The sequence below is a fragment of the Parageobacillus toebii NBRC 107807 genome (assembly GCF_003688615.2).
In the GTDB taxonomy this organism is placed as follows: Bacteria; Bacillota; Bacilli; order Bacillales; family Anoxybacillaceae; genus Parageobacillus_B; species Parageobacillus_B toebii.
In genome coordinates this window covers 205137-217864 of record NZ_CP049703.1, presented here as the reverse complement: position 1 = coordinate 217864, position 12728 = coordinate 205137, and the positions used below count along the sequence as shown (strand labels likewise).

Below are 12728 nucleotides of genomic sequence, written 5' to 3'. Positions count from 1 at the left end.
GATGTTTGTTTCTTATAAATGGCTGCAAGAATATGTAGACCTTACGGGAATAACAGCAAAAGAACTAGCCGACCTCATCACCAAAAGCGGCATTGAAGTCGAAAGTGTGGAAGTATTGAATAAAGGGGCAAAAGGCGTTGTCGTTGGACATGTGCTTGAGCGCGAACAACATCCAAATGCCGATAAATTGAGCAAATGTCTCGTTGATATCGGAGAAGGCGAGCCGGTGCAAATTATTTGCGGCGCCCCAAATGTCGCCAAAGGGCAAAAAGTAGCGGTTGCGAAAGTCGGTGCGGTTTTGCCAGGCAATTTGAAAATTAAACGGGCAAAACTGCGCGGAGAAGAATCAAACGGCATGATTTGTTCCTTGCAAGAGCTCGGTGTTGAATCAAAATTAGTTCCGAAAGAGTACGCTGATGGCATTTTCGTCTTTCCAAGCGACGCACCGGTTGGCGCCGATGCATTGGAATTATTAAATTTAGACGATGAAGTGTTAGAACTTGGACTTACGCCAAACCGCGCCGATTGCTTAAGCATGATTGGCGTCGCATATGAAGTGGCGGCGATTTTAGGGAGAGACGTGAAACTTCCAACCATTGAGCTTCAAGAAAATAACGAAAATGTCCATGATTATATTTCTGTGCGCGTCGATGCGCCCCAAGACAATCCATTATATGCAGGACGCATTGTGAAAAACGTGAAAATCGGCCCGTCGCCGCTTTGGATGCAAACGCGCCTGATAGCGGCAGGAATCCGTCCGCATAACAATGTTGTCGATATTACGAACTACATTTTGCTGGAGTACGGCCAGCCACTTCATGCGTTTGACTATGACCGTCTCGGTTCGAAGGAGATTGTTGTCCGCCGCGCGAAAGCAGGTGAAACAATTGTCACATTGGATGATACGAAGCGTACGTTAACGGAAGACCACCTTGTGATTACAAACGGTACGGAGCCAGTGGCGTTGGCTGGCGTCATGGGCGGTGCGAATTCCGAAGTACGAGATGACACTACAACGGTGTTTATCGAATCGGCTTATTTCACGAGCCCTGTCATTCGCAAAGCATCGAAAGATCACGGCTTGCGCAGTGAAGCAAGCACGCGCTTTGAAAAAGGCATTGACCCGGCACGGACAAGAGAAGCACTCGACCGCGCCGCCGCGTTAATGGCAGAGTACGCTGGCGGTGAAGTGGTTGGCGGCGTTGTTGAAGTCAATACGTTAAAAGAGAAAGAAGTGACGGTCACCATTACGTTGGACCGCATTAACCGCGTGCTCGGCACGATGATTACGAAAGACGAAGTTGCAATGATTTTAACGAACTTGCAATTTGCGTTTACCGAAGATAACGGAACATTTACGATTACCGTGCCGTCACGCCGTCGGGATATTTCGATTGAAGAAGATATTATTGAAGAAGTAGCGAGATTGTACGGCTATGACCGTCTGCCGGCAACCTTGCCAGTCGCGGAAGCAAAACCGGGCAAATTGACGCCTTATCAAGCAAAACGCCGGCGAGTGCGCCGTTACTTAGAAGACGTTGGCCTGTTCCAAGCGATTACGTACTCTCTGACAAGCGAGGAAAAAGCGACGATGTTCGCGTTAGAAACGGCGGAACCGATCCGCTTGGCGCTGCCGATGAGCGAAGAACGAAGCGTCCTTCGTCAAAGCTTGCTGCCTCATCTGTTGGAAGTAGCGAGCTACAACCGCGCGCGCCAAGTCGAAAACGTCGCTGTCTATGAAACAGGAGCGGTATATCTCGCCAATGGCGAGAATGAACTGCCAAGTGAAAAAGAACGTCTCGCTGGAGTCTTAACAGGCGTATGGCATGCCCACTTATGGCAGAGCGAGAAAAAAGCGGTTGATTTCTATGTAGCCAAGGGCATTTTAGACGGATTGTTCGAATTGCTAGGCTTAACGAACCGCATTGAATATAAACAAGCAAAACGCGAGCATATGCATCCGGGACGCACCGCTCATATTTTGCTAGATGGCAAGACGATTGGGTTTGTCGGTCAGCTCCATCCGGTCGTGCAAAAAGAATATGATTTAAAAGAAACATATGTCTTTGAACTTGCCTTGACCGACTTATTAAACGCGGAAGTCGAGGATATCCGCTACTCGCCGATTCCGCGCTTCCCGTCGATCACCCGCGATATCGCCCTTGTCGTCGATGAAAACGTCGTCGCCGGCGAGCTGCAAAAAGCGATTATCGAAGCGGGCGGCGAGCTATTAAAAGAAGTATCCATTTTCGACGTCTACCAGGGTGACCGCCTCCCAGACGGCAAAAAATCGATCGCCTTCTCGCTCCGTTATTATGATCCGGAACGCACATTAACAGACGAAGAAGTAACCGCCGTTCATGAAAAAGTGATCCAAGCGGTGGAACAGCAATTCGGCGCGACATTGCGCGGATAAATAGAATCCCTCGTCTTATGCGGAAACATAAGGCGGGGGATTTTTTGCAAAGCGGGGAGCTTCATGTAGCAGCGAAGAAAATATACCTTATTGTTTTGTTATGATCGCTTATGGGAATAGCATGGAGGAAGATACGGTTGTTTGTTTCGATATTTTTTATTTTCACGCGTCGCTTTTCAGTTTTCCCAATTTCATCATGTTAGTGGGGATTATTGTGTTTTGGCTTGGAACACGTCTTCGTTCCCGCCTCGCTGCGTGGACGATAGTGGGGCTATCCGTCGTGGGATGGCTGTCGTTGATGGTGCTTCCACATATCTGGTAGTGTTTTTTGTTTTATACTTGAACAGACGGGTATGGTATTACGAACTCGCTGGAAGAGGAGAAAATGTGTCTTGTTGCCGTAAAAAATTGGTTGACGTTTTATTTTGAATTAGTGTACTATTTAACTAGAGCACTAATTCACTGTTATTGGAGGGATAAGAATGAATCCGTGGATTGGCTTATTAAAAAAAGAATGGCGCATCTCGAAACTGTGGATATGGACTACGGTTGGAATCGTGATCGCCGTTAATATAGTGGCATATTTATTCGCTCTAAAATACGATGAGCCGATAGCGATGTTCGTTCCATCATTGATTGTCACATGCTGGCATGCTTTTTATATGTTGATATTTATGGCTCTCAGCTTGCAAACAGAAACGAAGCGGCTTCATTTATGGCTTCACACCCCGCAGCCGGTATTTCGATTGGTAAGCGCCAAACTGCTGATCGCGTTTGGCAGCCTGCTTGTTTCCCTGTTTGTTTCAGTGCTATTTACCTACATTGCATCGCTTGGAATAAAAGAGAGGTATTTCCATGAGGAAATGTGGAATCATGAGCTTTTTATCCAAAACGGTGTGCTGGCGGTTCTGTCTATTGTGCTGCTATCTGTCCATATGGCGATCTTGTGTTTGTTTTATTGGGTGATTTACCTCATCTGTAAACAAATGATTCCAAAACTCTCGGGGCTGATCGTTGCGCTTATTTATTTTCTGTTAGGCTGGCTATTTTTGCAGTTTATGAAAACAAACATATTCGAATGGTTAACGGGATGGGGAAAAGTAGCAGTGCCGGGGATTATGTTCAAGTACAATATGACTGAGGGATGGATAATGATCCAAAAGATTGAAACTATATCAATAGGAGCAGGCGTTTTTTACGGTATTATGGCTATTCTCCTATTTAGCGTTTCCATTTGGTTAATTGACAGAAAAGTTGAGGTGTAAGCATCGTGGTAGAAGAGTTTGATACAACGAAACCTATTTATATACAAATAATGGAAAAAATAAATAAAAAAATTGTACGAAACGAATGGAAAGCGGGAGATAAGCTGCCGTCTGTCCGCGAGATGGCAGTGGAAACAGGAGTGAATCCGAATACGATACAGCGCACATATAGTGAACTGGAGAGGATGGGGATTGTGGAAACACGGCGCGGTCAAGGAACATTTGTGACGGAAAATGTGGAAGTCATCGAACGGTTGCGTGAACAGATGAAGCGAGATGTTGTGACTGACTTTATCCGAAACATGACAGAGCTTGGATTTACGCTGGACGATATGATTACCTCATTGAAAAACTACAGGGGGGAGAGCAATGATTCAGTTTGAGCGCGTGACAAAGAAGTTTGGCAGCGTGACAGCGCTGGAGGATGTTTCTCTAAGCCTGGAAAAAGGAAAAATCATCGGCGTCCTTGGCGCAAACGGCAGCGGTAAATCGACTTTTTTGAAATTGATTGCCGGGCTCGTTTTTCCTACGAAAGGAAAAGTGCTAGTGGATGGGATGGAAGTAACGAGAAAAATCAGCGGCAAAGTCGCGTATTTATCAGAATTGGACGTCTATTATGACAGCTTTACGGTTCAGAATATGCTGGAGTTTTACTCTTCGCAATTTAACGATTTCCGTACAGAAAAAGCGTATGACATTTTAGAGTTCATGGAAATCCAGCCTGATAAAAAGCTAAGACAATTATCGAAAGGTGGACGCAGCCGCGCGAAAATCGCTTTTACGTTAGCGAGGGAAGCGCCGATTTTACTGATGGATGAACCGCTGTCCGGCCTTGATCCGATGGTGCGCGAATCCATTGTCAAAGGACTTATTTCATTTGTCGATCTAGAATGGCAGACAATTGTGATGACGACTCATGAAATCGATGAAGTCGAACCATTGCTAGATGAGGCGATTTTCCTCCGCAATGGAAAAGTGGCGGAGCGCGCCCGCGTTGATGAATTAAGAGAAACAAGCCGTGACAGTGTAGTAAACCGGCTGAAAAAAATTTATAAAGGAGAGGAACGACCATGAATCCGCTTTTACAGTTGAAAAATGCCAGGAAAGATATTGGCAAGAAAACGATTATCCATGATTTGTCGCTTGAGGTATTTCCAGGGGAAGTGTTTGGGTTTCTTGGACCGAACGGCGCCGGAAAAACAACAACGATTCGCATGATTGTCGGACTGATGGGAATTACCAGCGGCGAAGTGCTGATTAATGGAATCAGTATTCAAAAAGACTTTGAAAAAGCGATTCAGCATGTCGGCGCTATTGTCGAAAATCCGGAGATGTATAAATTTTTAACCGGATACCAAAATCTGCTACATTATGCGCGCATGACAAAAGGGGTCACCAAAGAGCGCATCAATGAAGTTGTCAAGCTAGTCGGCTTGGAAAAACGAATTCATGACAAAGTGAAAACATATTCGCTCGGCATGAGGCAGCGACTAGGACTGGCGCAGGCATTGCTTCACCGGCCATCTTTGCTTATTTTGGATGAACCGACAAACGGGCTCGATCCCGCCGGCATCCGCGAAATCCGCGACTACTTGCGCAAGCTGGCGAAAGAAGAAGGGCTAGGGATCATCGTTTCAAGCCATCTTCTGTCGGAAATGGAAATGATGTGCGACCGCTTTGCGATTATTCAACATGGAAGATTAGTAGGAATTGAATCGGTTCAAGAACTGTCCAAACAAGCTCAAAAAGTGCTGCTAACAGTAGAGCCGGTGGAACAGGCACTAACTGTGATCAAAAACATCTATCCTCATATGAACATCACACCGGCAAAGCAAGGAATTGAAGTTTCCATCGATTATAAGGAAATACCAAGCTTGAATGCCGCCTTAGTGTCAGAAAATATCAAAGTATATGGCATTCAAGTTCTTACGAAATCGTTGGAAGAAAGATTTTTAGAAATGACGGGAGGGAATGAAATTGTCTAGCATTCTTTCATTAATTCAAAACGAAAATATGAAAATTTACCGCCGTATTGGCACATGGTTCATGATCGGGCTTCTTGCCTTGTCGGCATTAGCGGGAGCGCTGATTACAAAAGCAACATATAAAGAACCGGCAAACTGGAAGGCAGAAGTTGTTTCGGAGATAAAGGGAATTGAAGCCCAGCTTTCTGAGGAAAAGGTGCCAAAAATGTATAAAAATCATCTCGAACAGCAGTTGAAAATCAATGAGTATCGTCTAGAGCATAATATAAAACCTGTGGCGTCCAATACGTTCTGGGGATATTTGGTGAATTCTGCAGACATTATTGCACTGATCACACTGTTTACGATTATTGTGGCGGCAGGAAGCGTAGCCAGTGAATTTTCGTGGGGAACAATCAAGCTGCTTCTCATTCGTCCTGCCAGCCGCACGAAAATTTTGCTTTCGAAATACATTGCCGCCTTGTTGTTTGCGCTCTGTATGCTGCTATTATTATTTGTTTTCTCAGCGGTCATCGCCGCGATTGTTTTTGGAATCGATAACATCCGCGAACCATATTTAGCGTACCAAAATGGAACGGTTGTGGAGAAAAACATGCTTCTTTATGTGATGCAAGTATACGCACTCAATTGCGTTGATCTTGTTATGATGACGACCTTTGCGTTTATGATATCCGCGGTGTTTCGCAATCACTCGCTTGCGATTGGACTGGCGACTTTTGCACTCTTTGTAGGGCCGCAGATTACGGCGCTTCTTGCCATGAAATTTGACTGGGCAAAATATTTATTATTTGCCAATACAAACTTAGCGCAATATATTGATGGAACGCCGCTTGTCGAAGGAATGACGATGACATTTTCCATGATGATGCTGCTTGTTTATTTTGTTATATTTAACGCACTTACATGGTTTATTTTTCGAAAACGGGATATTGCGGCGTAATGCTTCTTATCGTGGATTACGAAACGAAAAAGGATGTCACTTATTCCGTTGGGAAAAATATAGAACTAACTTCAACTGTCAAGTCAGGAAAAACGAATGACGTTAACTGTTGCTCTTTGCCAAATACCTCTCTTTTTTTGAAAAAACCGTCTTCGAACCCAAATACTTCGATCGTTTGGTAAACCGGATCAACAATCCAGTATTCTTGGACGCCAAATTTTTCATATAGCTTGAATTTTTCGTTTCTGTCTTTTAATGCCGTTGATGGGGAAAGCACTTCGATAACTAGCGTTGGAGCGCCTAAACAGCCATTGTTCGTTAATTGATGTTTATGGCAAATAACAGAGATGTCGGGCTGAACGACATGGGGTGCCCGCTCGTAATCGTCATCGTTTGAAAATCGAACATCAAACGGAGCAATCGCTACATAGCAATTTTTATTTTGAAAATACGAACGCAATATAAATGACAGCTCTACTATGGCGAATTGATGCTCCCACGTCGGAGATGGGCTCATATTATACGCTACGCCGTCAATGAGTTCCCAACGCCCTTCCCACTGAAGGTAATCTTGATACGAATACGGTTCGGACGGTTCTCTTTTCATTTTCGATTCCTCCCGTACTTTCCTTCATTATATCATTGTTCATTGGAAAAAAGAAAATCTTCTCCGTTGACTTTTTTTCTAGGAGATTGTTACATTGTTAAATAGTTAAATAATTGAACTATTTTTTACAAAGAGGAGTGATAGCTTGCGGTGCGGAAACATTCACGATTTAGTAGAACGATATTTGTCCGTTTCCTTTATCGTGATGAGAAAAGCGGCGGCGCTTGTGAAATGCGAGCTCGATGAGGATATGACAAACGACCAATATTACCTGCTTCGCTACATAAAAAAGAAAGCGAAATGCACATCGACAGAACTTGCGTCCATGTTTGGCGTAAACAAAAGCGCGATTACGGCGATGACAAACCGTCTTGCCGAAAAAGGCTTGCTTCAGCGCGCGCGCGATAAAAATGATCGGCGGGTTATCTATTTAACGTTGACTAAAAAAGGAGATGAGTGGATTGCGAATGCGGAAGAAAAAATTCATAAATTAGTCGAATCGTTCATAACCAAATTTTCGGAGAGAGAAATTGAATCGTTTATTCAAACGTATGAAAAACTTGCCCGTATTTTGCAAGAGATGGAGGGAACATCGTGAGAGGAATCGTCAAAGGAAAGTGGTTTGTGCTGTTGGCGTGGATTGCCGCTCTTGTCGTGCTGATGGCGACGGCGCCGAACATGGCCGATCTTGTCCGCGAGAAAGGGCAGCTTAACGTGCCAAAAGGCTACTCGTCTTCGCTTGCGATCGATATTTTAAACGAAGTGCAAAAGAAGGAGAACAAAGGAAGCGAACTGTCAACAGCACTTGTGTTTTACCGCAAAGGAGGGCTGACGGCCAGCGATTGGAAGGAAGCGGAGCGCGCCGTTAAACAGTTGGAAGCGCAAAAAGAGAAACTCGGAATTACCGAGATTATCTCCCCGTTTAAAGAAAAGGAATTGAAAGATCAACTTGTTTCTAAAGATGGCACGACGATTTTAACGTCCGTGAAGCTGGAGCGGAACGGAAGAAGCGCGAAAGAAATAAGCAAGGCGCTTTACAAAGCGATTGATGGCATTTCTGTCGAACATTATTACACGGGTGGCTGGATGATTGACGAAGACGTTGTCGTCAGCTCGCAGAAAGGGTTGAAAAAGACGGAAGGCATTACGGTTGTGTTTATTTTAGTGGTGTTGCTTGTCGTGTTCCGTTCGTTTGTCGCGCCACTCATTCCGCTTATCACCGTTGGGATGACGTATTTAGTGTCACAGTCGATTGTCGCTTTTCTCGTGGATCAAGTGAATTTTCCGCTCTCTACGTTTACGCAAATCTTTTTAGTTGCCGTGCTGTTTGGAATCGGAACGGACTATTGTATTTTGGTGTTAAGCCGGTTTAAGGAAGAACTTTCGCAGCACGAAAACCGCACGGATGCGATTGTCGCCACGTACCGCACAGCTGGAAAAACGGTATTGTTCAGCGGAATTGCGGTGATGATCGGGTTTGCCGCAATTGGATTATCAACGTTTAAGTTATATCAATCGGCTGCCGCGGTGGCGGTTGGGGTAGCGGTGCTCCTCGTTGCGCTGATGACGTTGGTGCCGTTTTTTATGGCGGTGCTTGGTCCAAATTTGTTTTGGCCGGCGAAAGGAAATTTAGAGCATAAACAAAGCCGCTTATGGGATGCCGCGGGACGGTTTGCGTTTGCTAGACCGCTCATTGCGTTAGGCATCGTTGCGGTCATTACCGTTCCGGTGTTGGCGACGTATGATGGGGATTTGTCATTTGATTCCCTTGAGGAAATTGGTGATGACTATGCGTCCGTCAAAGCGTTCAACATTATCGCTAAAAATTTTAATCCTGGCGAAGCGATGCCAACACAAATCGTCATGAAAAACGATGAAGCGATGAACTCGCAAGAATATTTTGCCCTTATTGAAAAAATCAGCCGTGAAGTCGAAAAAATCGATGGTATCGACAAAGTGCGTTCTGTTACACGCCCGACTGGGGAGCCAATTGAACAATTGTTTGTCACCGAGCAAGCGAAAAGCTTAAAAGATGGTCTTGGACAAGGAAAAGAAGGGATTGAGAAAATCAGCTCTGGACTAAGTCAAGCGAGCAAACAGCTTTCCGCATCCGCGCCAAAATTAAAACAAGCGACAAACGGTATGGAAGAGCTTGCATCAGGAACAGAGCGGCTCAAAATGGGCGTTAGCGACCTTCAAAAAGGACTTGCGCAAATTGAACAAGGCATTCGCAGCGGTTCGATGGGAGCTGGCGAAATCAAAAAAGGATTGGCAACTATCAAGGATAATGCGAAAAAGTTAAAGCGAGGCGCTGAGCAGTTGCTGCAAGGATATGAAAAGGCGGGTGCCGGGCTATCTTCGCTTATCAGCCAGTATGAACAACTGCAAGATGGCATGAACACCCTATCGGAGCAATTATCCTCGGTGAGCGTATCGTTGAATCATATAGAGCAAACACATCCAGAGCTGCAGCAGGATCCAGAATATCAGCGAACAAAAATGATTGCGGCGGGATTAGCACAACGATCCCAGCAAATGACTGCAGGTTTTACGCAATTAAATACCGCACTCAAACAGGCAAGCGCTGGAGTCCGTCAAGCGAACGGCTCGTTTGCGCAGCTTATCAGCGGCCAAAAAGCGTTGGTTGATGGGATGACCAAACTGATCGCCGGGCTTGATGAACTGCAAAAAGGGATGGATAAAGCAGCAAATGGACAGCGTCAAGTAATCGGGCGTCTTCCGCAGCTGTCGAATGGATTAAGCGAAGTGAACGCTGGGCAAGAACAGCTGCTGCGAGGATTTTCCCAATTAGACGGGCAAATGAGTCAATTAATTACAGGGCTTGATCAAAGTGCCGACGGTCTTCGGAAAGTATCGAAAGGCCTAGGTTCCGCAGAAAGCTATTTATCCGAGCTTGCGTCTTCGCCAAACAAAGAAATGACAGGCTGGTATTTGCCGAAACAAGTGCTTGAAAGCAAAGAATTTGCCAAAGCGCAAGATGCGTATATGTCCAAAGACAAAAAAGTCGTGACGTTTGATGTGATTTTCGATGAAAACCCGTATTCCACATCGGCGTTGAACAAAATCGATGATATTAAACAAGCAGTTGAGCGTGCGGTGAAAGATACGAAACTCGAAAATGCAAAAGTTGCCGTTGGCGGAGTGACGAGCATTTATTCCGATTTGCACACGATTTCGTCGAATGACTACTCCCGCACCGTTGTGTTGATGCTTGCCGGCATTGCGCTTATTTTAATCGTTTTGCTTCGTTCGTTGATTATGCCGATGTATTTAATTTTATCGCTTATTTTGACATACTACACATCGATGGCAGTAACCGAGCTTATTTTCGTCAATGGGCTTGGCTACGCCGGTTTGAACTGGGCGGTATCGTTTTTTCGCGTTTGTCATCTTAATCGCGCTTGGCATCGACTACAGCATTTTCTTGATGGACCGCTTCAACGAATATCGTGACAAACCGGTGCAGGAAGCGATGCTGTTGGCGATGCGCAATATGGGAACGGTTATTATTTCGGCCGCTGTTATTTTAGGCGGGACGTTTGCGGCAATGTATCCGTCCGGCGTCTTGTCGCTCTTGCAAATCGCGACGATTGTGCTGACTGGATTAATTTTATACGCGCTTGTTGTACTGCCGCTGTTCGTGCCGGTGATGGTTAAAACGTTCGGCAAGGCAAACTGGTGGCCGTTTATGAAGTAAAGGAGGGGCTCTGGCAAGGAGCCCGCTTTTTTTTGAGCATATTTATTGGTGCTTTTGTGAAAGGTAATCTATGATAAAATTACGAATTCGATACAAGGAGGAATAACCAATGAGCAAGCGTGTGCTGATGGTGGTTACCAACCATACAACGATAACCGACGATCATAAAACGGGGCTTTGGCTTGAGGAGTTCGCCGTTCCATATCTTGTCTTTAAAGAAAAAGGATATGACGTGAAAGTGGCAAGCATCCAAGGCGGGGAAGTGCCGCTTGATCCGCGCAGCATTGAAGAAAAAGATCCAGCTTGGGCAGAAGCTGAAAAAGAGTTGAAAAATACGGCCCGCTTAAGCGAAGACGATGCAACTGGATTTGATGCGATTTTCCTTCCTGGCGGTCATGGGACGATGTTCGATTTTCCAGATAATGAAACATTGCAATACGTCCTGCAGCAATTTGCCGAAGATGGAAGAATCATTGGCGCTGTGTGTCACGGTCCGTCCGGGCTTGTCAATGTAACATATAAAGACGGAACACCGCTTGTCAAAGGAAAAACGGTAACCGCATTTACAGATGAAGAAGAAAGAGAAGTGCAATTAGACCAATATATGCCGTTTTTGCTTGAATCAACGTTGCGCTTAAGAGGCGCCAATTTTGTCCACGGTGAAAAATGGACGGACTTCTCCGTACGTGATGGCAATTTAATTACAGGGCAAAACCCGCAATCAAGCAGAAGCACGGCGGAAAAGGTTGTTGAGGCGCTGGAGGAGAGAAGCTAACCGAAAGCGGGAGCTAAACTTACTCGTCTATGTATGAACAAAGAGAGGCTGACTCAAAAGGTCGTTAATAACGATCTTTTCGAGCCATCCTCTTTTTATGTTTATTTTTTAGCAATCCGCGCTGCTTTTTCGGTATTAGCAAAATGAAGCTTCGCGCACATTTCGAGAATGGCAGGCCCATGCGTTTGGATAAGATTGGCGGCGGCCTGATCGACTTGCGCTCCCGCTCCTTTTGGCAATGTCATGCCCACTTCTTTGCTTAATCGCTCCATTTCCTGCAAAAATACGTAGCGGGCGATTATCGAAGCAGCGGCCACTGCAACATGAACCGTTTCTGCCTTCGGGTAGCAATACACATGATCGCGGACGACATTTGTTTCGTTTTCGAGGTAGCGAAAATATAAGTCCCGTTCAATAAATTGGTCAATAATAATCGCTTCCGGTTCTATAGGGGAAAGCTGTTTGACAAGCTTTCCAATCGCTTCATTATGCAGCAACGCTTTTATTTTCGTTTGCGGCATTCCGCTTCGTTGCCAATCATTATACATTGGATTGGACAGTATAACCGTTTGGTTCGGGATCATGTTCATAAGCGACGGGGCGAGCCGTCGGATGGCTTCATCCGTTAATAGTTTCGAATCTTTTATTCCCATTGCTGTGATCGCATCCATTTGGTCTTTGGCAACATATGCGGCGGCAACGACAACTGGTCCGAAATAATCTCCGGTTCCGACTTCATCGGAGCCGATTGCCGATGCGGCAGCCAAGGGGGGCTGGGGGACTAGCGCTTCCTTTTGATCCGATTCTTTCATCCATTTTGCCGCTTCTTGTTCTGCCTCTTTTCCTTGAAACAGCACTTTTCCCGTGCGGTAAGCGGTGATCGTGCAGCCGGACCGTTTGGCAACGAACAAAGCACCTGCAGGAAGGTGTCCGGTTATATCGGAAGCGTAATGATTCCGCATTTCTTCAAGCATCGTCGCTGTTGCCGTGATGACGTGATTTGCCATGGCCATTCACTCCTA

Annotated in this window: 10 protein-coding genes and 1 pseudogene; 9 read left to right on the top strand and 2 right to left on the bottom strand. The window is 45.5% G+C overall.

All coding sequences use genetic code 11. The annotated features are described in order from the left end of the window. Position 1 precedes the first annotated feature (1 nt). From pheT to DER53_RS01070, 6 genes are all read left to right on the top strand, one after another. Positions 2-2416, top strand: coding sequence for a phenylalanine--tRNA ligase subunit beta (gene pheT, locus DER53_RS01095; protein WP_062753154.1), 2415 nt, complete (start codon positions 2-4; stop codon positions 2414-2416). Between the two features lie 482 nt (positions 2417-2898). Continuing rightward, positions 2899-3681 (top strand): hypothetical protein, encoded by a 783-nt coding sequence (locus DER53_RS01090; RefSeq protein WP_062753150.1) that lies wholly within the window; start codon positions 2899-2901, stop codon positions 3679-3681. A gap of 5 nt (positions 3682-3686) precedes the next feature. After that, positions 3687-4064, top strand: coding sequence for a GntR family transcriptional regulator (locus DER53_RS01085; protein ID WP_062753148.1), 378 nt, complete (start codon positions 3687-3689; stop codon positions 4062-4064). Next, on the top strand, positions 4051-4755 hold the full coding sequence (locus tag DER53_RS01080) for an ABC transporter ATP-binding protein (RefSeq protein ID WP_062753146.1): 705 nt from the start codon (positions 4051-4053) through the stop codon (positions 4753-4755). Before DER53_RS01085 ends, DER53_RS01080 begins: the two co-directional genes overlap by 14 nt. Beyond that, the gene (locus tag DER53_RS01075) at positions 4752-5666 is read left to right on the top strand and encodes an ABC transporter ATP-binding protein (RefSeq protein WP_062753144.1); all 915 of its coding nucleotides are present in this window, start codon (positions 4752-4754) and stop codon (positions 5664-5666) included. Before DER53_RS01080 ends, DER53_RS01075 begins: the two co-directional genes overlap by 4 nt. After that, on the top strand, positions 5659-6606 hold the full coding sequence (locus tag DER53_RS01070; RefSeq protein ID WP_062753142.1) for an ABC transporter permease: 948 nt from the start codon (positions 5659-5661) through the stop codon (positions 6604-6606). Before DER53_RS01075 ends, DER53_RS01070 begins: the two co-directional genes overlap by 8 nt. A 40-nt stretch (positions 6607-6646) precedes the next feature. Here DER53_RS01070 and DER53_RS01065 read toward each other — a convergent pair whose 3' ends face one another. Next, the gene (locus tag DER53_RS01065; protein ID WP_062753140.1) at positions 6647-7213 is read right to left on the bottom strand and encodes a Uma2 family endonuclease; all 567 of its coding nucleotides are present in this window, start codon (positions 7211-7213) and stop codon (positions 6647-6649) included. 205 nt (positions 7214-7418) lie between these two features. On the opposite strand from DER53_RS01065, the gene DER53_RS01060 reads away from it, so the two are divergent. The 3 genes and pseudogenes from DER53_RS01060 (at position 7419) to DER53_RS01050 (ending at position 11706) form a co-directional block, all read left to right on the top strand. Next, positions 7419-7811 (top strand): MarR family winged helix-turn-helix transcriptional regulator, encoded by a 393-nt coding sequence (locus DER53_RS01060; protein WP_375781756.1) that lies wholly within the window; start codon positions 7419-7421, stop codon positions 7809-7811. Beyond that, a pseudogene (locus DER53_RS01055) lies at positions 7808-10931 on the top strand (MMPL family transporter). Before DER53_RS01060 ends, DER53_RS01055 begins: the two are co-directional and overlap by 4 nt. A gap of 109 nt (positions 10932-11040) precedes the next feature. Further along, on the top strand, positions 11041-11706 hold the full coding sequence (locus DER53_RS01050; protein WP_015864742.1) for a type 1 glutamine amidotransferase domain-containing protein: 666 nt from the start codon (positions 11041-11043) through the stop codon (positions 11704-11706). A 101-nt stretch (positions 11707-11807) separates the two neighbouring features. Here the strand turns inward: DER53_RS01050 and rnhC are convergent, their stop codons facing one another. Beyond that, positions 11808-12713, bottom strand: a complete 906-nt coding sequence (gene rnhC, locus DER53_RS01045) for a ribonuclease HIII (protein ID WP_062753134.1) — start codon at positions 12711-12713, stop codon at positions 11808-11810. Positions 12714-12728: the final 15 nt, after the last annotated feature.

What these genes read in the sequence shown, in the direction of transcription:
- DER53_RS01050 (WP_015864742.1), top strand. Translation starts at nt 11,041, where the DNA reads ATGAGCAAGCGTGTGCTGATGGTGGTTACCAACCATACAACGATAACC.
- rnhC (WP_062753134.1), bottom strand. Translation starts at nt 12,713, where the DNA reads ATGGCAAATCACGTCATCACGGCAACAGCGACGATGCTTGAAGAAATG.
- DER53_RS01060 (WP_375781756.1), top strand. Translation starts at nt 7,419, where the DNA reads ATGAGAAAAGCGGCGGCGCTTGTGAAATGCGAGCTCGATGAGGATATG.
- DER53_RS01075 (WP_062753144.1), top strand. Translation starts at nt 4,752, where the DNA reads ATGAATCCGCTTTTACAGTTGAAAAATGCCAGGAAAGATATTGGCAAG.
- DER53_RS01080 (WP_062753146.1), top strand. Translation starts at nt 4,051, where the DNA reads ATGATTCAGTTTGAGCGCGTGACAAAGAAGTTTGGCAGCGTGACAGCG.
- DER53_RS01090 (WP_062753150.1), top strand. Translation starts at nt 2,899, where the DNA reads ATGAATCCGTGGATTGGCTTATTAAAAAAAGAATGGCGCATCTCGAAA.
- pheT (WP_062753154.1), top strand. Translation starts at nt 2, where the DNA reads ATGTTTGTTTCTTATAAATGGCTGCAAGAATATGTAGACCTTACGGGA.
- DER53_RS01065 (WP_062753140.1), bottom strand. Translation starts at nt 7,213, where the DNA reads ATGAAAAGAGAACCGTCCGAACCGTATTCGTATCAAGATTACCTTCAG.